This window comes from Facklamia sp. P12950, from assembly GCF_050409465.1.
Taxonomy (GTDB): Bacteria; Bacillota; Bacilli; order Lactobacillales; family Aerococcaceae; genus Facklamia.
In genome coordinates this window covers 111,009-132,091 of sequence record NZ_JBNUPK010000004.1, presented here as the reverse complement: position 1 = coordinate 132,091, position 21,083 = coordinate 111,009, and the positions used below count along the sequence as shown (strand labels likewise).

General features: G+C 37.3%; 19 protein-coding genes. All 19 read right to left on the bottom strand.

Translation table 11 applies throughout. The annotated features are described in order from the left end of the window. Positions 1-32: 32 nt before the first annotated feature. A complete protein-coding gene (gene ileS, locus ACQV2Q_RS05020; protein WP_428873877.1) occupies positions 33-2,822 on the bottom strand; it encodes an isoleucine--tRNA ligase in 2,790 nt (929 codons plus the stop codon). Between the two features lie 269 nt (positions 2,823-3,091). Beyond that, positions 3,092-3,892 (bottom strand): DivIVA domain-containing protein, encoded by an 801-nt coding sequence (locus tag ACQV2Q_RS05015; protein WP_428874980.1) that lies wholly within the window; start codon positions 3,890-3,892, stop codon positions 3,092-3,094. A 25-nt stretch (positions 3,893-3,917) separates the two neighbouring features. Further along, complete coding sequence (locus ACQV2Q_RS05010; RefSeq protein WP_428874979.1) at positions 3,918-4,703, bottom strand: RNA-binding protein; 786 nt, start codon at positions 4,701-4,703, stop codon at positions 3,918-3,920. A gap of 3 nt (positions 4,704-4,706) precedes the next feature. Continuing rightward, positions 4,707-4,979 (bottom strand): YggT family protein, encoded by a 273-nt coding sequence (locus ACQV2Q_RS05005; protein ID WP_428874978.1) that lies wholly within the window; start codon positions 4,977-4,979, stop codon positions 4,707-4,709. 66 nt (positions 4,980-5,045) lie between these two features. After that, positions 5,046-6,368, bottom strand: a complete 1,323-nt coding sequence (ftsZ, locus tag ACQV2Q_RS05000; RefSeq protein WP_428882104.1) for a cell division protein FtsZ — start codon at positions 6,366-6,368, stop codon at positions 5,046-5,048. A gap of 30 nt (positions 6,369-6,398) precedes the next feature. Then, positions 6,399-7,976, bottom strand: coding sequence for a cell division protein FtsA (gene ftsA, locus ACQV2Q_RS04995; protein ID WP_428873872.1), 1,578 nt, complete (start codon positions 7,974-7,976; stop codon positions 6,399-6,401). A 132-nt stretch (positions 7,977-8,108) separates the two neighbouring features. Next, positions 8,109-9,263, bottom strand: coding sequence for a cell division protein FtsQ/DivIB (locus ACQV2Q_RS04990; RefSeq protein ID WP_428874976.1), 1,155 nt, complete (start codon positions 9,261-9,263; stop codon positions 8,109-8,111). A gap of 27 nt (positions 9,264-9,290) precedes the next feature. Then, positions 9,291-10,403: an undecaprenyldiphospho-muramoylpentapeptide beta-N-acetylglucosaminyltransferase gene (murG, locus tag ACQV2Q_RS04985; protein ID WP_428873870.1), complete on the bottom strand. Its 1,113-nt coding sequence runs from the start codon at positions 10,401-10,403 to the stop codon at positions 9,291-9,293. An 11-nt stretch (positions 10,404-10,414) separates the two neighbouring features. After that, positions 10,415-11,773: a UDP-N-acetylmuramoyl-L-alanine--D-glutamate ligase gene (gene murD / locus ACQV2Q_RS04980; RefSeq protein WP_428882102.1), complete on the bottom strand. Its 1,359-nt coding sequence runs from the start codon at positions 11,771-11,773 to the stop codon at positions 10,415-10,417. A 32-nt stretch (positions 11,774-11,805) separates the two neighbouring features. Beyond that, positions 11,806-12,765, bottom strand: coding sequence for a phospho-N-acetylmuramoyl-pentapeptide-transferase (mraY, locus tag ACQV2Q_RS04975; protein WP_428873868.1), 960 nt, complete (start codon positions 12,763-12,765; stop codon positions 11,806-11,808). Further along, positions 12,753-14,261, bottom strand: a complete 1,509-nt coding sequence (locus ACQV2Q_RS04970) for a UDP-N-acetylmuramoyl-L-alanyl-D-glutamate--2,6-diaminopimelate ligase (RefSeq protein ID WP_428882100.1) — start codon at positions 14,259-14,261, stop codon at positions 12,753-12,755. The genes mraY and ACQV2Q_RS04970 overlap by 13 nt, the downstream gene beginning before the upstream one ends. 15 nt (positions 14,262-14,276) lie before the next feature. Continuing rightward, positions 14,277-15,974, bottom strand: coding sequence for a peptidoglycan D,D-transpeptidase FtsI family protein (locus ACQV2Q_RS04965; RefSeq protein WP_428873866.1), 1,698 nt, complete (start codon positions 15,972-15,974; stop codon positions 14,277-14,279). Further along, positions 15,967-16,410 (bottom strand): hypothetical protein, encoded by a 444-nt coding sequence (locus tag ACQV2Q_RS04960; RefSeq protein WP_428874974.1) that lies wholly within the window; start codon positions 16,408-16,410, stop codon positions 15,967-15,969. Before ACQV2Q_RS04960 ends, ACQV2Q_RS04965 begins: the two co-directional genes overlap by 8 nt. Before the next feature lie 20 nt (positions 16,411-16,430). Then, complete coding sequence (gene rsmH, locus ACQV2Q_RS04955; RefSeq protein WP_428873864.1) at positions 16,431-17,375, bottom strand: 16S rRNA (cytosine(1402)-N(4))-methyltransferase RsmH; 945 nt, start codon at positions 17,373-17,375, stop codon at positions 16,431-16,433. Between the two features lie 17 nt (positions 17,376-17,392). Beyond that, positions 17,393-17,818: a division/cell wall cluster transcriptional repressor MraZ gene (gene mraZ, locus ACQV2Q_RS04950; protein ID WP_428873897.1), complete on the bottom strand. Its 426-nt coding sequence runs from the start codon at positions 17,816-17,818 to the stop codon at positions 17,393-17,395. A 173-nt stretch (positions 17,819-17,991) separates the two neighbouring features. Beyond that, entirely contained in the window at positions 17,992-18,420 is a 429-nt protein-coding gene (locus ACQV2Q_RS04945) for a hypothetical protein (protein WP_428873863.1), read from the bottom strand. Further along, on the bottom strand, positions 18,413-18,616 hold the full coding sequence (locus tag ACQV2Q_RS04940; protein ID WP_428874971.1) for a DNA-directed RNA polymerase subunit beta: 204 nt from the start codon (positions 18,614-18,616) through the stop codon (positions 18,413-18,415). The genes ACQV2Q_RS04945 and ACQV2Q_RS04940 overlap by 8 nt, the downstream gene beginning before the upstream one ends. Before the next feature lie 15 nt (positions 18,617-18,631). Beyond that, positions 18,632-19,696 (bottom strand): rod shape-determining protein, encoded by a 1,065-nt coding sequence (locus ACQV2Q_RS04935; RefSeq protein ID WP_428873861.1) that lies wholly within the window; start codon positions 19,694-19,696, stop codon positions 18,632-18,634. A 25-nt stretch (positions 19,697-19,721) separates the two neighbouring features. Beyond that, on the bottom strand, positions 19,722-21,035 hold the full coding sequence (murA, locus tag ACQV2Q_RS04930; protein ID WP_428882098.1) for a UDP-N-acetylglucosamine 1-carboxyvinyltransferase: 1,314 nt from the start codon (positions 21,033-21,035) through the stop codon (positions 19,722-19,724). Positions 21,036-21,083: the final 48 nt, after the last annotated feature.

The window sequence follows — 21,083 nt, the reverse complement described above, 5'->3', positions numbered from 1 at the left end:
TTAGGGCTTTGGCCCTGTCTTTTTTTATAAAGTTATTCCTTATTCTCAAAATATTCAGGATAGTCCGCTTTCACAATTTCATGGCAGCGATGACAAAGTTCTTCTGCTCCTTCAATTGTGCCGACTTCTGGTCTTACTGCACGACAACGATCACAAACATCTCCTTTTGCAAAATCAACTTTCACGGCATAATCTTCAAACGAATGTGCATCTTGTGGTGCTTGATTAATGGATTGAACGTTTAATTGTGATACAGTAAATAATTGTGCAGGCTGATCACTTAGTAAATCGAAGGCTTTTTGATCTTCTTCATTAATATATAGTGAAACGGCTGCCTCAAAGGATTTCTTAATTGCCTGTTCTGGCTGATTCTTAGCTTCTTCGAGAGCCTTGTTTACTCCTGTTTGTAATTTAAAAAAGACATCCCATTTAGCAACAATCTCTCTAGCTTGCTCAAGCTGTTCTGCCTTAGGCATTTCAGCTAATTGAATAAAACCATCTACCGCTGGTAAATCTTTCCATGCTTCTTCAGCTGTATGTACAATTAATGGTGTCAATAAAATTAACATATCATGAACTATTTGATAAATCACTGTTTGCATAGAACGACGCGCATGGCTATCTTTAGCTTCAATATATACAATATCTTTAGCCACATTTAAATAGAAAGCTGAAAGATCAGAAGAAATAAAGTTCATAGTGCGCTTATAAAGTTCTGGGAACCTATACTTGTCATAAGCTTCTAAGATATCCGCTTTAAACAAGTTAAAGTTAGCATTCATATATTGATCGAGATTGGTGAGTTCTTCCTTAGGAACGGCATTTTCAGCTGGATGATAATCATTCACAAGACCTAACATAAAACGAAGCGTGTTACGAATCTTACGATAGGATTCAGAGACTTGTTTGAGGATTTCATTAGAGACACGTACATCAGCTTCATAGTCCACAGAAGCGACCCACAAACGAATAATATCTGCTCCTAAATCATTCATTACTTCAACTGGATCAATAACATTTCCTAAAGACTTAGACATCTTTTGACCCTTACCGTCATTTACAAAACCTTGTGAAAGAACCGCCTTGTACGGTGGAAAACCATTGACAGCCACAGAGGTAGTGAACGATGAGTTAAACCAACCACGATATTGGTCAGAACCTTCAAGGTATAAATCAGCTGGGAAGTTTAAATCTTCTCGCGCTTGTAAAACGCCAGCATACGATGTACCCGAATCGAACCATACATCCATAATATCCATTTCTTTTGTAAATTGACCATTTGGCGAAGCAGGATGTTGGAAGCCTTCTGGTAAAAGGTCTTTTGCCTCCCACTCAAACCAAATGTTCGTTCCATGTTCTTCTACTAAATCGGCTACATGATTGACAATATCTAATTCTAAAATAGCTTCTCCGTTTTCTGCGTAGAAAATTGGTAAAGGCACTCCCCAAACACGTTGACGAGAAATTACCCAGTCGCCACGGTCACGAATCATATTATAAATACGACGTTTACCCGATGGATGGTGCCAAGTGACTGCATTTTCAACATTATCAAGCAGTTCTTCACGGAATTTATCAATCGAAGCAAACCATTGAGGCGTTGCACGGTAGATAACCGGCTTTTTAGTTCGCCAATCGTGCGGATAAGAGTGAACAAATTCTGAATAATGCAAGAGGCTACCATTTTCTTTTAAGGTCTTAACAATTTGCTTTTGACCTTTCAGATAAAAGACACCTTCCAAACCAGGCGCTTCTTTTGTAAAATGTCCTCTGCCATCTACTGGCGACAAAATATCCAAACCGTACTCTAAACCAATCCAATAGTCATCTTCACCGTGACCAGGAGCCGTATGAACTAATCCCGTACCTGTTTCTAAAGTAACATGATCGCCTACCATTAGTAAGGATTCACGGTCATAGAATGGGTGTTGAGCAGTCAAACGGTCAAAATCTTGCCCCTTATAATGTGCTTCGACTGGATAATTTTCCCATTCAAGCGTCGATGCTACTACTTCTAATAAATCTTCAGCGACAATAAAGTGACGGCCGCCAACTGCGACTTGCACATAATTAGCCTGTCCTAAAACAGAAATCCCTAGGTTAGCAGGTAATGTCCAGGGTGTAGTCGTCCAAATAATAAATTCTGCTTCTTGAGGAAGGATGCCACCACCGTCTTTCACTTTGAAAGCTACATAAATTGAAGGTGAGCTTACGTCTTGATATTCAACTTCAGCTTCAGCTAATGAAGATTCTGACGACCAGGACCAGTATACCGGCTTCGCACCTTTATAGATATAGCCTTTATCAGCCATTTGTCCAAAAATACGTAATTGCTGTGCTTCATATTTAGGTTGCAAAGTTAAGTATGGGTTTTCCCAATCTCCATTAACTCCCAAGCGCATAAAGCTTTCTTTTTGACCTTCAACTTGTTTTAAAGCATAGGCTTCGCAAAGTTTACGAAATTCTGCTGTTGAGTGTTCTTTACGGTTCACACCTTCATTCTTCTGTAAGGCTGACTCAATTGGTAAACCATGAGTATCCCAACCAGGGACATATGGAGAATAATGGCCTGTCATTGAACGAAAACGTGTAATAAAGTCTTTTGAAACTTTATTGAAAGCATGTCCCATATGTACGCGACCATTGGCATATGGCGGACCATCGTGTAGAATCCATGGTTCTGAATCCATATTTTTTTCTAACATTTTGTGATAAACATCAGCTTCTTGCCATTCCTTTTGTAAGCTTACCTCTTTAACAGGAAGATTCGCTCGCATATCAAAGGATGTTTTTCCAAGGTGCAAAGTATCTTTTAATTTCATTAGTTTTCTCCTCTCTATAAAAAAAGCCCCTTCCTAAGAAGGGACGTCAAATACGCGGTACCACCCAATTTAATAGTTAAACTATTCACTCTTCATGATAACGCTTTTGAAGCGGATCTAGCTAGTCAACTTTGACTCACTAGTCATTGAATAGAATGATAAAGAAAGATACAGGGACTCTTGAGCTTGCACCATCCTCAAGTCGCTAATGTATTATATCCATCTTCTTATTTCTATCTCAGCTTTTACCAATAATTTTCTTAATTATATTAGTCTTCTGTTGGAAGGTCAATACGAATTGTTTCACCATGTAAGGCTTCATCAGATTTTTCTGCTTCATCAGAGTCTCTTTCTGATGAATGATTTCGTTCAAAAGCCTCTAATTCTTCACGACTTAAAGGCATAGTTTTCATAGACTCAGAAGAATCTTCATCTTTTTCATCCACATGAATTTCCCTTAAGTCATTCAAATCAAAAACTTGCGTCATAGATAAATCTTCATTTTCTTCACTATCTATGGCTTCAAGCTTAGCATTTTGTTCTAAATCTTCCAGACGATTACTCGTTACTGATCTTTGTTCACGTGTCTGAGCAGGTGTTAAAGCTGTACCATCAAACAAATCTTCAAATGAAGTGTTATTTACAATGGATAATTGATTTTCAATTAAACGACGTAATTCTTGACGATATTTTTTCGTTACACTTCTCAACCTCTCTGCCTCTTCAAAAATTTCATTTGATTGCGCATTCGCTTCATCAATTACTCGTCCTGCTTCACTTTCAGCTTCATAGAGAATTAATTCTGCTTCCTTACGAGCATTTTGTTTTAGACGTTCTGCTGCTTCTTGTGCAATAATAATTGAAGAATTTAAAGATTCTTGTAATTGTGAAAAATAGTCAATTTTATCTTTAGCTTCTGCTAAATCACGCGTTAAATTGTGATTTTCTTCTAGTTTTTTCTCTAACTCTACGCGCACAATATCTAAAAAATCATTTACTTGTTCTGGATCATAGCCACGGAACTTATTATTAAATTCTTTTTCTAAAATATCATTTGGTGTAATTGTCATAAAGATCCTTCCTTTTTTATAAATTTTACGATACTTTTAACAAATCAATGGATAGTCTAAAATTATCTTTTTTCGTTTTACCATCTACTGACTGAATACGAAAGCGCCCAAAATGCCTGAGTGAAACAATATCAGAAATACCAACCAAAGTATCACTTCGATCTATCTCAGTAAAATTAATTTTAACTTGTCCTGCTTTAACTGCATCCTTGGCTCTTTGGCGCGAAATATTATATACCTTAGATATTAAACTATCTAATCTCAGAGAAGATACAATGACTGTTGCTTCTTCCCATTCATCAATCGATTGCAAAAGGTTCCCTCGTTTTATGGGGTTCAAATGGACTCCTACATTGGCTATCTTTTTTACTTCATCCATTAAATAAGTTTGCATTTTTAAATCAACTACTAGCTGCCATGCCTGACTATCAGTGATAATATCTCCTATCCTTCCCCGCTCAATCCCTGTTGAGAGAATGGTTCCAAGTATTTTACCATGAGACAGTTCAGCAAATTTAATAGGGTAAGTAATTTCTAAGAATCCTAATTCTAAATCTGCTAAATCCAATAGATAGTAGTTAGGATAGATTAAGGCTCTCTTACGCTCACTATCTTCATATCCTCCATCTAAATGATAATTCATCTCATCACGGCCGTTAACAATGTTTTTTAGAATAGTTGCTTCTCTCGGCGTTAAAAAAGATGTTAAGACGGGAGTATAAAGACGGTCAACTTGATCGATCCAATCATAAACTTGGTCTACAAAAGGAATTTCTTCCTTACGATAATGCTGATAAATAGACTCTTTCATTTACTAGCCTAAAATGGTAATAATCAGCCAAATGACGCCCTGCTCAATAAAAGTCAATGTGAAGAGAGCGATGATCACATTGATTGAAATAGGACCAATGGGTGGAATATAGCGATCAAAAATATCGAGATATGGACTTGCCAGACAATCAATCATTCGTCCAATCGAACTTTCTCTTGCTCCAGGTAACCAGGAGAGTAAGGCATAGAGTATCAAGACCCATTGATAGACACGAAAAATTGTAGACACAAATTGGATAATTGCATTTATATTCATAATACCTCCGACTTTATTGCTAAAAATTGGTGAAAAGAGGAAACACTGCTGCTTCCTCTAAGAAAATTAATGACGATTTCTTTTACGGAAGAAAGGAGGTGTTTCTAATTCGTCTTGCTCGTCAGATTCCGCTTGACGTACCTTACTTTCTGATTCCGATCTTTCAAAGGTTCTTTCAACCTTTTTTTCCTTAGGTTCAATATCTGCCACATCACGGGTAATTTGTTCGCGTTTAATATCCCAATCACTGAATAAATCACGTTCAGTCTCTTTTTGATTTGCTTGTTTTAAGTTGATTGAGCGGTCAGATGAATTCATCGATGGGGAACTTGATGCAGATGGGGTACTTTCGTTTGTCGGGAAAGTGTTGTTATGAGAGAAATTCGGACGGTTTTGACGCATTGCTTGTTGTTTATTGATGGTATTCTTTTCAGCATCAATTCCGGTAGCAATTACAGTAACAACCACCTCATCACCTAAGCTCTCATTAATTGAAGTACCAAAGATAATATTGACATCTTCGCTAGAAGCAGAAGAAATAATATCACTTGCATCTTGTGCTTCAAATAAGCTTAAGTCCGGTCCACCTGTTACATTCAGTAGAATTTGTTGAGCTCCATCAATTGAAACTTCTAATAATGGAGAAGAAATAGCTTTCTTAGTCGCTTCTGCTGTGCGATTTTCCCCGGCAGCTGTACCAATTCCCATTAAAGCTGTTCCTTGATCCTTCATAACGGTTTTCACGTCTGCAAAGTCCAAGTTAATAAAACCAGGAGCGACAATCAAATCAGAAATCCCCTGAACACCTTGGCGTAAAACATTATCTGCTTCAGAGAAAGCCTCCATCATTGGTGTTTTTCGATCTACCACTTCTAGCAATCGATTGTTTGAGATGACTACTAAAGTGTCAACAGCTTCCTTGAGGTTTTGTAATCCTTCAGCAGCAAAGCGACCGCGTTTTGGACCTTCAAAAGTGAAAGGACGGGTTACGACTCCAACTGTCAAAGCACCTAATTCTTTTGCAATACGAGCGACAACAGGCGCAGCACCCGTTCCAGTTCCTCCACCCATTCCAGCAGTGACAAAAACAAGGTCTGACCCTTCAAGGACTTGTCGTAATTGCTCTTCTGATTCTTCAGCAGCTCTTAATCCTATTTCAGGAATCGAGCCAGCTCCTAAGCCTTTAGTAACTTTTGGACCTAATTGAATTTTAGTTTCTGCTTGAGAACTTTTTAAAGCCTGTGTGTCAGTGTTAGCGACGATGAATTCAACTCCTTGAACATCTTCGGAAATCATTCGGTTGACAGCATTGCCACCCGCTCCCCCTACACCAATAACTTTGATAACTGCTCCTTCAGGATTAACCGTTGGATCAAATGATAATTCCATTAATAAATTCCTCCTCTTGTGCTGTCTTAATTAGTCAAAAAACGTTTGAAAATATGCTCTTAATTTATTTACAAAACCACCTTCGTTAGTTGATGGGTTTTTAGTCGAAGCATCCATCCATTCTTCTTCAGAATATTGGTCTTCTGATGGATAATTATTATAAGATTGCGCTTGGCTATCGTTGTAGGCATAATAATCTGAGTGACTGGAATTATTTGAAAAAGCTTGACCATTAGGATGGGGTTGCGATAATGAAGGACTTTTAGGTTTTTGTCGAGCTTGACTTTGATTACTAAATCCTCCTTGAAGCCCTCCTCGTTGTCCGCCGCCATTACGAGCTTGATAATATGAGTTATCTGACTCACCATAAGGACGACCTTGGCCCCCGTCATACGGATTGGAAATTAGTGGACCAGCATCCCTAGCTGCAGCGTGCTGAACCCTTTGTGCTCGGAAAGTTGCCTGAGCGATTTGATGCACTTCGTCTAATTTTGACACATATTCAACCATCCCCATACTGGTCGTATAGACAGGGTTGCGCAGTCCCATTTGTTCTGGGATATATACACGAACTTGTGGCCCAAAGTACTTTTTGGCCAATTCTAATACGCCTGGTAAAGAAGAAGCGCCCCCAGTTAAGACAAAGCCTCCCGGTAAATCCAAAGCATCAACAGCTTCAAGATCCTCATGAATAGTTTCAAAAATTTGAACTAAGCGAGCTTCAATAATTTCAGATAAATAGCGCTCGTCTACACGAACAGGTTCTTTACGGCCGACTGTTTCAACCGGGAAATACTCTTCTGGTGAAGTTTGACTAGAAATGGCATAGCCGTATTCACGTTTTATGCGTTCAGCAGAATCTAGTGAAGTATTTAAAATAACCGATATGTCCTTAGTGACATAGTCTCCGCCTTCTTGATCTACAAAGGAATATTTCAATTGATTATCGTAAATAATTGAAGCTGAGGTTTGGCCGCCCCCCATATCAATAATCACTGTACCAAATTCTCGCTCATCTTGATTTAAAGCGGTGGTTGCAATTGCTTGAGGCTGAATAACAAACTCAGAAATTGAAAGACCTGCTTTTTCAACACACCGTCTAATATTATGAATAATGGTACGTGGCCCTGTCATTAACCGGGCATAAAGTTCTAAACGAACGCCAATCATTCCGCGAGGATCACGAATACCATTGAAACCATCAACAATGAACTCTTCGGGTAGAATGGCAATTACTTCTCGCTCAGGTGGAACAGAACGTACTTTTGCTGCCGAAATAACATTATCTACATCGCGCGAGGTTATTTCGCGGTTCTCACTTGCTACAGCTATCATGCCATGACAGTCATCAATAGCTAACTTGTTACTAGGCACCCCAACGACCACTTCATTAATTTTAACATTGGCTTTACGCTCTGCTTGCTCAATAGCTTTTTGAATCGAAAGAACTGTCTCATCGATATCGACAATAACTCCACGACTTAAGCCACGTGATTTTTCATTACCTACACCAATTATATTTACATGTCCGTTCATATACTCAGCAACAACAACTTTAATCGATGTTGTTCCGATATCTAAACTAACAATTATCTCTTGATTTCTCATCCAGGTGATGAACCCCCTTCATTTGCACAAAACATGAGTTTTTATCACATTATAGTACTTTTATATTAACACACCCATAAAGCCAATGAAATTAAAAGAAGTCCTTGTTATCAATTCGTAATCATACTTATCTTAATTATTATTAAGCTTGACTGAATTAGTTTCATTTGCCATAGGCGTAAAATAAGCTCCCACTTCAAGATCAATAATTCCTTTACGATTGTTGAGTTGTTCTAACATTTTAGGATAATAATTTATTTTTTCCACTACTGTTGAACTCACTGCTTTTATGAGATTACCATCCTTCATCTTGATTTCGATATATCCCTCTTTACCTGGTTTGGAAGAAGGTGTTATTTTCTCAACCCTTTCTAAAATGCTTGTGTCGAACTGATCTAAAGCAATAGCAAGTTGTTTAAGTGCTGTTTCTGAAAACTCCCCTTCAATTAGAGGAAGTTGAGCCATTTGTTCAGCAATTAATTGATTTTGAATAACAGCTTCATCTGAAGTATAACCTTTACTCATCAGCGCATAATTTTTACCATTGCTAGAGTAAATACCAACAATTTTTTGTTCTTTAACAATAATGTTTATTGCCTTCCAATCGTCGCGCTGAATACGAACATCCTCCAATAAAGGATTGTTAGTGAGTATATGGTCTTCAATTTCTTTGCGCCATTTTAAAATATCTTTTGCCTTATCCATCGAATGAATCTTAACTCCATTGAGAATTGACTCACTCTGAAGGATTTGATTGCCCGAAACACTTAGTGTATTAACATTATCATAAGGTAATATTTGCCATCCAGACCAAACCATTAAACTGTAAATAATTAAATAGAGAATAAAAATTTTTCTCTTTCCTTTAGGAAACCCTTTTAACAATACTTCTTTACTTGGTAATCCATCTAACCAATAGCTAGGAGTGGGATTATGAGGGGTTATTCTTTGACCATCTTGTCTATTTTTAAAAACAAATGACTCTTGAGAATTAGCGTCTATACGATAATTTTGTGAAGATCTTACTCGATAATAAGGCTCATTCATCGAGCTATTGTAATAATCAAGCTGTTGACTATCTCGATAATCATTTAAGGAATATATATTGGATCGATTTAAACGCTCTTGATTAAGCGAATGTTCAAAAGAAGTCGGAAGAATAGGTTTACCTTGAGAATCCAAACGATAATTCCCCATAGGGGCTGTTACTGGCTGATTATTTCTTTCTGAAATTGTCCTTTTATTCTGCCGATTCTGGTTCTTATCTGGTAACCGGTAATTAACCATCCCTATTCCTCCTCTCTTTTAAAATAGTTATACCATCTCGTTCATCATTTGAATGATTCGATCACTTGCATCCGTAATTCCCATGCTTTTAGCCGCCTGACCCATTACTTTTAAATCTTCAGGGGCCACCATTAATTGGCTAACTTCTTGATATAAAGACTGTCCACTAAGCTTTGACTCCTTTATCATAACAGCCGCCTTGTTATTTACTAAAGATAAGGCATTATGTTCTTGGTGATTATCTGTTACATAGGGACTAGGTATTAAAATACTTGGCAAGCCAAGAGCTGTTAACTCAGTTAAAGTTGTTGCTCCAGCTCGACAAACAACCAAATTAATAGCTTGAAAAACACTTGGCATATTATCGATATATGGAACGATTCGAACATTATTACTCTGATTAATTTCTTCAACCATCTCTTCATTCAGTTCTTGGAAGTGATTTTGTCCCGTTGCAATAATCACTTGATAATTAGCGCTTAACCATTTATCCAGCGACTCAATTCCTGCTTGATTAATAGCTGGTGCTCCACGAGAGCCTCCAAAAATTAAGACTGTCGGTTGATTATCTTTTAACTCAAATTGTTCAGACAAACAGTGAGGCATTGCCGGTGTCGATATCACTTCTTGCCCTCTAGGGTTTCCTGTTAAAACTACTTTATTTTGGTTTTTGCCAAATTGATGGCTCGCTTCTTCAAAACAAACAGCAATTTTATTAACAAAACGAGCTAAAAATTTATTCGTAATTCCTGCTACTGAATTTTGCTCATGAATAATAGTCGGAACTTTAAGCATACTGGCAGCTAATAAAACAGGTCCACACACATACCCACCTGTTCCAAGTACAATGTCCGGTTGGAAATCACGGATCATTTGCTTTGCCTTATGAGTAGAATGAAACATTTTAAAGATTAATTTTAAATTATCTATACTAATTGACCTTTTTAAACCTGTAATTTCGACTGCTTTAAAAGGTATTCCCGCTCGAGGAACAATTTTCGACTCCAATCCTCTTTGTGTTCCAATATAAAGCACTTCCACATCGGATCGTTCTTTCAATACTCGATACAAAGCTAATGCTGGATAAATGTGCCCTCCGGTTCCACCACCCGAAAGAACAATTCGTTTCACTTTATTCATTTCTTTCTCCTTTATTTTGATGCACTTTTAAAAGACTCGACCTGCTCGATAAACCGATCACCTCTAATTTCATAATTCTTAAATTGATCCCAAGAAGCACATGCTGGTGAAAACAAAACAATTTGTCCTTCTTTAGCATAAGCAAACGCTGCTTGACTCGCTTGGTCTAAATTTTCAAATAAATTGATTGTTTCGATTTTAGCTTGTCTAAAATCTTTTGCCATTTTTTCTCTCGATTCACCGTATAAAAAGGCTGCTTTCACTTTGTTTAAATAAGGTATTAAGTCCTGAAAATCATTTCCACGATCTAGACCCCCACCAATATAAATGATGTCTTGGTCAAAACTTTTAAGGGCTGTAATGGTTGCAGCCGTATTGGTTGCTTTGGAGTCATTATAAAATTCAATCCCCTTGATTGTACCCAGAGCTTGGATACGGTGACGAATACCAGTAAAGTTTGCTAATTTTTCTTGAATAGCTGTATTATCTACCCCTTGAATTTTTGCAATAGCAATTGCGGCTAGCGCGTTTTCTAAATTATGCTGGCCAGGTAGATTAAACTGCTCGATTAAAGCGACTTCTTGACCTCGAAAATAAAAAGAATGATTTTTAATATAGGCACCCGCTTTTACTTGTTTGTGACGAGAAAACGGAACCTTTATCGCTGGAGAATGCTTCAACCATTCTTCAAGTTCAGCTTGATCGGCATTATAAATTAAATAATCTCTCTCGGTCATTTGCTGAATTAGTTTTAATTTTGCTGCAATATAGTCTTGCCTGGTTCCGTGGTAATCTAAATGTGCTGAATGAATATTGGTAAAAACCGCAATATGTGGATGAAATGAATGGATACCCATTAATTGGAAAGAAGATAGTTCCATTACGATTAAGTCCGTTTCATTTACTTCTTGAGCCACTTCAATTGACGGTACGCCCACGTTTCCTGCTAATTCAACTTTACCTTTCCATGAACCTTCTAGAAGATGGTGGGCTAAGCAAGTCGTGGTTGTTTTTCCATTAGAGCCTGTAATGCCGATAATAGGCGCTAGACTTTCACGATATGCTAGCTCAACATCCGTATAAATAGGTATCCCACGATGCTCAGCTTCTTGAATAAGCTCTAATGAATAAGGTATCCCAGGTGTCTTAACGATAAAGTCAATTCCTTCTAATATTTCGAGCGGGTGTCCCTTATCCACTACTCTAACTCCTGACTTTAATAGCAAATTAACCGACGGGTCCTGAGAAAGGTCCCCTCGGTCATTAAGCGTAATTTTTGCGTTTTCTTTTTGTAAGTAATTCACAACACTCTTGCCAGTTAGGGCATAACCCATAACTAGAATATGTTGGCCAGCGTATTTATTTGTCATTTGTTTTCACACTTTCTCGCTTATTATGCCTATTATAAAATGAAATAGAGTAAGCTAGCAAGTAATCCTACTGTCCAAAAAACAAGCACGACTAGCTCTTCAGACCAGCCAATCATTTCAAAGTGATGGTGAATGGGTGACATCTTAAAGATCCGCTTTCCTCTGGTCTTGAAAGAAGCAACTTGTAAGATAACAGATAAAGTTTCTATTACAAAAACCATGCCGATGATTAATAGGGACCATGGGTTGTTTAAAAGTATTGAAATAATTGCTAATCCTGCCCCTAAAGCTAGCGAACCCACATCCCCCATGAAAATTTGAGCAGGTTTGCGATTAAATATTAAAAAAGATAAAAGGCTTGCTGTAACAATTAAGCAAGCCATAGCAACGGATGCTTGCTCTAGGCGAATAGCCAACATAAAGTAGGCTCCATAGGCAATGATATTTAACCCTGTGGCTAAACCGTCTAATCCATCGGTTAAGTTAACAGCATTGGAAAAACCAGTAATCCAAAAGAAGGCAAAAGCTATTACAACTATTAAATAGTTAATTTCCAAAGAGAAAATAGGCAATACAAATCTTTTACCTAAAACATAACCCGCTAGAACGACGATACCAGAAAATAAAAGCTGTAATAGAAATTTTTGTTTAGCAGTTAGCCCTTCATTTTTACCGGTAAAAATAGATATAAAATCATCGGCAAACCCAATGCCACCAAAAAATAACCAAGTTAGCACAATCATCAAGAGATTGGCATCTAGTAGATTAAATAGCCAGCCAAACATCAAAGTAATCATTATAGATACTGCAATAAACACCGTTCCTCCCATAGTGGGAGTACCTGTTTTTACTTGGTGCCATGAAGGGCCTTCTTGCCGAATAGCTTGTCCCATTTTCTTATTTAAGAATAAACGGATAAAAAGGGGCACTAAAGCCAGGGTTAAGAGGCCTGAACTAATAAAAGCCATTAATAACTGCATCATCTTTTCCATTTGTTTTCTAACTCCTCTTCTACAATCGCAACCTCATCATAAGGTATATAATCATCACCAATTACTTGATAAGCCTCTCCTCCCTTACCAGCAAAAAGAAGTGTATCATTAGCTTCGGCATGATTTACTAAATGATGAATGGCTTTTTTTCGATCTTCAATTAAATCATAAGGAACTTCTTGATGATCTCTTACCATTTCAGAAACAATCTTTTTAATGGGTTCATTTCGAGGATTATCTGCCGTAAATACAATATGATCCGCCCACTTAAATAAAATATCGCCCAAATCAGGTCGAGCAGCCGAATCTCTATTACCTCCGGAATGCCCAAACATTACTCTTAATTTTCCGTTTGAGGTTTCTTTTAATTCACTTAAGACATTTTCTAAAGCATCTGGTGTATGTGCAAAATCAATCACCACTCGATAATCTTGACCCTTATCAATAACTTGCATTCTTCCAGTGATACCTTTTAATCTAGGTGTCAAATCAACTATTTGTTCAGCTGAATAGCCATAATAAACTACCAGACACAAAAAGGCTGCTAAATAATTCATAACATTATAAGCACCAATCATCGATAAAGCAACTGGATAAGTTCTAGCTTGATAGTGAAGCTTGAATTTTTGTATTGAAGCTTCTGTCGTCAGCTCATCCACATAAACTGTGGCCTGAGGATCTTTCATACTATAAGTAATTACAACCGCCCCAGTAGCTCGACTCATTACATCTGCATAAGGATCATCTTGATTAATAATCGCTAGTCTTGGTTTTTGATGGTGAAAACTCTGTCCCAATTGTGCAAAGAGCAAACTCTTAGCATAAGCATAATTGTCCATAGTTTTATGAAAATCCAAGTGTTCTCGAGTTAGGTTAGTAAAAATTGCACAGTCCACATCGGTATACCAAAGACGGCCTAAGGACAAAGCGTGAGAAGAGGCCTCAATTATGATATCACTGCAACCCTCCTCGACCATCGACTTATAATACTTTTGTAAACTAACTGCTTCTGGCGTTGTATTAATAGCCGGAAGCAGACGCTCGCCAACTTTGTAATGCAGGGTGCCTATCACACCTGTCTTATGATTCAATAATTCTAAAAATTGAGAAATCAAATGTGTGGTGGTCGTTTTTCCGTTAGTCCCAGTAACCGCTACTAGAGGAAGCTGGCTAGATGGTTGACCGAAAAATTGATGAGATAGTATTGCTTGCGCTCGATAAGTTGAAGGGACTTTGACTAGCGTTATTTTTTTATTCAAAGCCTTTTCTATTTGTTTAGAAGAGAATTCTTCGGCTACTATCAGTGAAATGTTTTCTTTCATCAGCTGATCAATTACTGAATGGCCATCAAACCTTTCACCTTTTATAGCGATAAAGGCAGCATTTTCAGTTAGCTTTCGACTGTCATTGGTCAGATCGTATATTTCTTTATTAAGATCTAAATCACCTAAAAGTTCGTAGTTAATTAAAACTGATATTAGTTTATTTAATCGCATTTCATTTCCTTCTCTCTACTGCTTGATTAATATAGACTCTAACATTGGATGAAAAACTTCGGACAGCATCTGAGTTCCATAAATACCATAGTCATTTTGTGGCCTTTTAATAAATAAATATAACATGTATTTAGGTTCTTCAGCAGGAAAGAAACTGATGACTGAATAAAAATAGTCGTTTTGTCCCGTTAGATAGCCTGTTCCCTCTTCGTTAGCAATTTGAGCCGTTCCGGTTTTTGCCGCCACTCTGACTATGTCAGATTTAAAAGGTCTTGAAGTCCCATTTTGATCCTCAACCGCTTTAGTCATCAAGTCAATAATATAGAAAGTTACTTCAGGTTCAATAACTTGCCCTAAGTTTTGTTTTTGATAGCTTTGTCCGCTTTTATCAATATGATCAATATATTGAATTTTCATCATTTGCCCTTTGTTAGCAACCGCACTATAAGCCTGCAAAAGTTGCATCGGTGTAGCTGAAAATGCTTGGCCAAAGCCAGACATTATTCGTGATGTAGGGTTAGTGAAATCGAGTGAACCGGGATTTTCATTCGCTAGTTTACTATTTGTGCTAACGCCAAAACCAAATTTTTTTAATTCTTCAGTCCAAACTTGGTCTCCCATACGATTCACTAATTCGACCATTGCCACATTTGAAGAGCGAATGAAGCCATCTTCAAATGAAATTTGTCCCCAACCGAATTGGTTATGGTCTCTTACTTCACGATCAAACACTTTTACCATACCCGATAAGAACGTTTCTCCCGGTTGATAAACACCCATTTCTTTTGCTTTAGCCATGGTCAAAATCTTAACAGTTGATCCTGGTTCGTTAGCTGTTTCAACTAACAAATTCTGCCAAAGAGAGTCGATTCCTTCTCTGGTATTTAAATTAAATGAAGGTCTTTGAGCTGAGGTTAATAATTTACCAGTTTCTAATTCAACCAAGTAAGCCCCCATTGACTCAGGTTGATATTTCTTAAAAATCTTATCTAGAATAGTCTCGGTCTGATTTTGGATACGACTATCTAAAGTTAAATAGATATCATTAGCCAATTGAAGGTCAGTTGAATTTTTGCTTGATTTCCCACTCGATAATATATCATCAAATGCCGCTTCAATACCCATGGCTCCAACTAAACTTGATTGAGAACCTTCTTGGTTACTTTCATTAACTTCTGCATAACCTATTAAGTGAGAGGCAAAGTAGTCATTGAAATAATAACGGCTCACCTGACTAGTGAAAAAGATTCCCGGTAAGTTTTCAGCTTCAATTGCTAATTTTGTCTGTGCTGATATGTTTTTAGAAGCTGAGCCAAACTCAACTTGATTGACATTATCACTATTTAATTGCGTCCATATTTTTTCTTTCGGCATATCGATATATTTAGCAAGAATGGTCGCCGTATAATCAATGTCTTTAACCGTTTCACCTTCTGCCCAATCAGCATCTAGAACAGCGTACATAGAATAAGAAGTAGTATCCATTGCAATAGGCTGACCAAACTGATCATAAATTGTGCCTCTTTTTGCTTTAGCAATACTACTTCTATTGTCTACTTGCATTTCTAGTTTAGTTAAATTAACACCATTTACTTGTTTGAATAAAGCTATTTGTGCCATTCGACCAATCATTACTAAACCGATTAAAATTACAATGATAGCTAAAAAAAACAAATTCATCCCTTGATTATTATTCGCATTATTATTAGTCATTTTGATCGATATCCTTTACGCGATCCATTTCTGCCTTCATACCGTTGGCTTCTGCTACAAGCTCAATATTTTTATACTTTAAGTTTTCAGCCTTTTCAACCATTAACATTTCTGTTTCTTTGACAAGCTCAGCCTCTTCCAACTGGATCTCTTGAATCCTTTGGTTAACCTGGTTGACTTGCCAATGAATATAAAGACTCGCAAAGCAACAGCTAACCATTATAAAAATACCTAGCAATGCTAAGTTTCGATTCGTTATAATCGTTTGCCTTTTTGATCTCCTATCTTCATTATCAAACCAATCAGATTGATGGGAAAGTTCCCACTCTTCAATCTTTCGGACTGCTGAGCCATCAAACGTATCAGTAGATTGACCGACTAGCGATTGGGCTTGGTCTTTATTATAATAATTTCTTCTTTGATAACTTTCAGTCACAATCGCTATCCTCCTCAATACTACATACTAATTCTTTCAATAATTCTTAATTTTGCTGATCTTGAACGATTGTTATTCTTTAACTCTTCTTTTGAAGGTAGTATCGGTTTTCGATTAACTATTCGATAATCTGCTTGTTGATTACTTAAAACAGGTAAATTTCTAGGTGTTTCTGGTAAGGTGGATACTTGCTTAAACATTTGTTTAACCAATCGATCTTCTAAGGAATGGAAGGTAATAACTGCCATCCTGCCACCTACTTTTAACAGTTTTAGCCCCTGTTCAATTGAACTTTCGACTGCGCCAAGCTCATCGTTAACAGCTATTCGAATGGCTTGAAAAGCTCGCTTAGCTGGATGTCCACCGGTCCGACGTGTCGCGGCAGGAATCGCTTCTTTAATAATCTCTGCTAATTGAGTAGTTGTTTCAATTGCTTGTTTTTTACGACTTTGTTCAATATTTCTTGCAATTCTTTTAGCAAATTTTTCTTCACCATACCGGAAGATAATACGCACCAAATCATTATAATCCCAAGTATTTACTACTTCATAAGCATCGAGCTCTTGCCTTTGGTCCATTCGCATATCTAGCCTTGCTTCTTGATGATAGGAGAACCCTCTTTCCGCAATATCTAATTGTGGTGAAGATACTCCCAAATCATAGTAAATCCCATCAATTAGGTGAATTGATTGCTCCGATAAGGCGACTTCTAAATCACGAAAATTTCTTTCAAAAAAAGTTATTTTTCCTTGGGATAATTGCTCTTTTAAAGTTACTTTAGCATTATTAATTGCCATAAGATCTTGGTCAAATGCCAATAATTTTCCACGGTCTGAAAGAAGGCTTAATAAGTATTGAGCATGTCCAGCGCCACCCAATGTACAATCAACATAAATTCCATTGGGATTCACTTCTAAACCATCAATTGTTTCCTTTAGTAAAACTGTTTCGTGCTCAAAGGACATATTGTCACCTCGTTATTTTAAAATCCAAAATCAATCATTTCTTCTGCAATATTTTCAAAATTTTCCTCAGCATCCTCTGCAAAATCTTCCCAAAGCTCACTGCTCCAAATCTCGATACGGTCTGATACGCCAATCACACGACATTCCTTATCAATCTTAGCGAACTCTATAAGATTTTTTGGTAAATTTATCCGTCCTTGCTTATCGATTTCTACTTCGGTGGCAGCCGAATAGAAAAAACGAGTAAACTTACGTGCGTCTTTTTTAGCTAGAGGTAATTGTTTTAATTTTTCTTCAATTGTTTCCCATGCATTCATGGGGTAGCCAAATAAACAGCCATCCAGACCTCTAGTTACTATAAAAGTCGAACCTAGTTCTGGACGAAACTTAGCAGGCATAATCAAGCGGCCTTTGGAATCGATATTATGTTGATATTCTCCCATTAACACGACTTGTTCACACTCCTCTCCTAAGTTAGATTAATTTTACCACATACTCCCACTTTTCACCACCTTATAGACAAAATTGAATAAAAAAACAGGTTTTGCTAGAAAGCAAAACCTGTTAAAGCTTGATATTATGATCATTTAAAGCTATTAAAAAAGTGGTGGGGTAATTAGAAAAAAATCGTCCACCATCTTAAAATAATCATTCCCACTAAATAAAAAACCAAGAAATAAAAAAGTAATTCACTTGCAGGCAAATAAAATTGCTTAAAATAGAAATGGTCGATTTCTTGTATATATTTATGTAATTGAACACCGATTGCAAAAGAAGAAAATAAAATAATAAATGGTAGCACATTAAAACCAAAAATTAACCAGCCAAAACCGTATATTAAAACCAATAAAGTGGGTAATAAACAAATGGCTAATGTTATAGGCCAATTTTTAAAATAGGTTAAATAAGGTCTCCCATATTTTTTAATTAAAAAAATCATAGTTAGAGGAATGATATAAAGCAATAACTCAAATACAGAAAAATCACTTGTCTGCAAAGTATCCCTTCTTTCCTCTAATGAATATTTCCTTTTAATATTATTCAATAAATGTCAATAAATGCAACCAGGTATCTTGATTAAATACTTCCCAATAATTTCCGTCTCCTAAAACAGCGTAACCGATAACTAAACCCATTCCAAAGACAATAATTAAAAGGATGATAAAGAAAAAAACTTTGAAGATCCCTTTCATAACTTGTTTAAATAGTGGATATTCTAAATATTTTAACTTCTCTGCCATTTATTCACCCCTAGTTTATTTCCAAATGGATTGCCACAATCTCATAAAGAAATTTGGCTTACTTGGTTTTTTATTATTTTTGTTTGGATCAATTAAACCGGATTCGACCCAATCCATCATTATACCAGTTCCTAATGCTACTGCATTCATGGGTTGGTCAGAAGGAATAGCTGAGACTTTTATCTGCTCAGTGATTAACAAATCTAGATCTTGGATCATAGCGCCCCCGCCTGTAATAACCAGTCCTTGATCATGGATATCTGCGATTATTTCTGGAGAAGCTTGTTCAATCACTCTGCGTATTGTTCTCACTATTTGATCTAATAAATCTTTTAATGCCCGATGTAAATCGTTAGAGTCAACATTAATTGCTTTTGGTAATCCTGTAACAAGATCGCGCCCCTTTAACTCTTGGTTATGAACATCTCTTCCATCCACCTTTTTAGCACAGGCAAGTTGCATTTTTATCCTCTCAGCTGATTGGATCCCAATGAGTAGTTGGTAATGGTCCTTAAAATACTGGATAATTGCTTCATCAAAGTCATCACCAGCTATCTTAATCGATTCTGCGTGAAGAATTTCACCTGAAGCAATAATTGCTATATCCGTCGTTCCTCCACCAATATCTACAATCATACTTCCTTTGGCTGATAAAACATCTAGGCCCGAACCGATAGCCGCTACCATCGGTTCAACTTCTACTCGAACCCTACCCGAAGTAACTTTTTGAACTGCCTCGAATAGTGAAAGTTGTTCTATTTCACTTACATTGGTTGGCGTTGAAATTAAAACATTTGCCTTTCTCAAGCCACGTCGAATGTGTGCGCGCTTGAAAAAGTGAAGAAGCATGGCTTCGGTTAAGTCATAGTCTGATACCACTCCACCTTTTAAAGGTTGTATAACTTCAAGAGACTTTGGCACTCTACCCCGCATTTCATAAGCTTCTCGTCCCACTGCCATTACTTCTTGAGTCGATTGATCTACAGCAATCACTGCGGGCTCATTTAAAATGATTCCTCGGCCTTTAAGATGGATTAATACATTGGTTGTTCCTAAATCAATACCTATATCTCTAGCCATTATACTCATCCTTTCTGGATGATAGTTAAGCAAACACAGCTTTTACAGCTGGTTTATTTTGAATGGATGGAATTGGCTGGATATTAACACGTTCGATGTTTGCTCCTAAGCGAGCTAGCTTTTCATGGAAGAGGTAATAACCACGATCAAGATATTTCAACTCAGAAACCCTTGTCAATCCTTTAGCAGTAAGTCCTGCAATAATAAGAGCAGCTGCCGCACGAAGGTCTGTCGCTTTAACCTGAGCACCTGATAATTCTGCAGGTCCGTACATTACAACTGTTTGGCGTTCAATTTTGAAATCAGCGCTCATTCGACGCAATTCTTCAAAGTGCATGAATCGATTTTCAAAAACGGTTTCAGAAAGTGCTGAGTCTCCCTTAGCTAATAATTGAGCAATCGACATTTGTGCCTGCATATCCGTTGGAAAGCCTGGATAAGGCATGGTTTTAATGTCTGTGGGTTTCAAAACCTTGGGACCAATTACCCTTAGCGAAGAATCAAACAGTTCAAAAACAACGCCCATTTCTTGCAACTTACTAATTAGCGGTTTGTTGTGATGAGCAATCGCTCCTTCAATCATGACATCTCCATTAGTCACAGCAGCCGCTACCATAAAAGTACCGGCTTCGATACGATCTGGCATAACTTCATAGTCCGTAGCCAAAAGTTCTGAAACACCTTCGATACGTATTGTCTCCGTTCCAGCACCTGAAACTTTAGCACCCATTTTATTTAAAAAGTTAGCTAAGTCAACAATCTCTGGTTCTCTAGCAACATTTTCAATCACTGTTTCGCCTTTAGCTAAAACAGCAGCCATCATAATATTTTCAGTGGCTCCCACCGAAGGGAAATCCAGGTAAATATTGGCTCCGATTAACTGGTCTGCTTTTGCTTCAACATATCCTGCTGCATTTTCAATAGTAGCTCCTAATGCTTCAAATCCTTTTAGGTGCAAATCAATGGGACGTGTACCGATTGCACAACCGCCTGGCATGGCCACACGCGCATGACCAAAACGTGCTAACATTGGTCCCATTACAACGATCGAAGCGCGCATTTTACTAACAAAGTCATAGTCCGCCATAGTTTTAACCCGACCTGTCGCATCGAGCGTCATCTGATTATTCGCTTGATTGAATTTAGTCTCTAGGTCAATATTCTTTAGCAATTCGTTCATTGTTAAAACGTCTGATAAAACAGGCACATTACTTAGTCGTGTAATTCCTTTCGACGCCAAAATAGAAGCTGCCAGAATTGGTAAAACTGCATTCTTAGCACCTTCAACCTTGACTGTACCCTCCAAACGGTTGCCACCTTGTACAATAATTTCTTCCATTTTAAATGAATCCCCTTTTGAAGACTATCGCTTTGGAGTAGGCGAGAG

What these genes read in the sequence shown, in the direction of transcription:
- ileS (WP_428873877.1), bottom strand. Translation starts at nt 2,822, where the DNA reads ATGAAATTAAAAGATACTTTGCACCTTGGAAAAACATCCTTTGATATG.
- ACQV2Q_RS05015 (WP_428874980.1), bottom strand. Translation starts at nt 3,892, where the DNA reads ATGACAATTACACCAAATGATATTTTAGAAAAAGAATTTAATAATAAG.
- ACQV2Q_RS05010 (WP_428874979.1), bottom strand. Translation starts at nt 4,703, where the DNA reads ATGAAAGAGTCTATTTATCAGCATTATCGTAAGGAAGAAATTCCTTTT.
- ACQV2Q_RS05005 (WP_428874978.1), bottom strand. Translation starts at nt 4,979, where the DNA reads ATGAATATAAATGCAATTATCCAATTTGTGTCTACAATTTTTCGTGTC.
- ftsZ (WP_428882104.1), bottom strand. Translation starts at nt 6,368, where the DNA reads ATGGAATTATCATTTGATCCAACGGTTAATCCTGAAGGAGCAGTTATC.
- ftsA (WP_428873872.1), bottom strand. Translation starts at nt 7,976, where the DNA reads ATGAGAAATCAAGAGATAATTGTTAGTTTAGATATCGGAACAACATCG.
- ACQV2Q_RS04990 (WP_428874976.1), bottom strand. Translation starts at nt 9,263, where the DNA reads ATGGTTAATTACCGGTTACCAGATAAGAACCAGAATCGGCAGAATAAA.
- murG (WP_428873870.1), bottom strand. Translation starts at nt 10,403, where the DNA reads ATGAATAAAGTGAAACGAATTGTTCTTTCGGGTGGTGGAACCGGAGGG.
- murD (WP_428882102.1), bottom strand. Translation starts at nt 11,773, where the DNA reads ATGACAAATAAATACGCTGGCCAACATATTCTAGTTATGGGTTATGCC.
- mraY (WP_428873868.1), bottom strand. Translation starts at nt 12,765, where the DNA reads ATGGAAAAGATGATGCAGTTATTAATGGCTTTTATTAGTTCAGGCCTC.
- ACQV2Q_RS04970 (WP_428882100.1), bottom strand. Translation starts at nt 14,261, where the DNA reads ATGCGATTAAATAAACTAATATCAGTTTTAATTAACTACGAACTTTTA.
- ACQV2Q_RS04965 (WP_428873866.1), bottom strand. Translation starts at nt 15,974, where the DNA reads ATGACTAATAATAATGCGAATAATAATCAAGGGATGAATTTGTTTTTT.
- rsmH (WP_428873864.1), bottom strand. Translation starts at nt 17,375, where the DNA reads ATGTCCTTTGAGCACGAAACAGTTTTACTAAAGGAAACAATTGATGGT.
- mraZ (WP_428873897.1), bottom strand. Translation starts at nt 17,818, where the DNA reads ATGGGAGAATATCAACATAATATCGATTCCAAAGGCCGCTTGATTATG.
- ACQV2Q_RS04940 (WP_428874971.1), bottom strand. Translation starts at nt 18,616, where the DNA reads ATGGCAGAGAAGTTAAAATATTTAGAATATCCACTATTTAAACAAGTT.
- ACQV2Q_RS04935 (WP_428873861.1), bottom strand. Translation starts at nt 19,696, where the DNA reads ATGGCTAGAGATATAGGTATTGATTTAGGAACAACCAATGTATTAATC.
- murA (WP_428882098.1), bottom strand. Translation starts at nt 21,035, where the DNA reads ATGGAAGAAATTATTGTACAAGGTGGCAACCGTTTGGAGGGTACAGTC.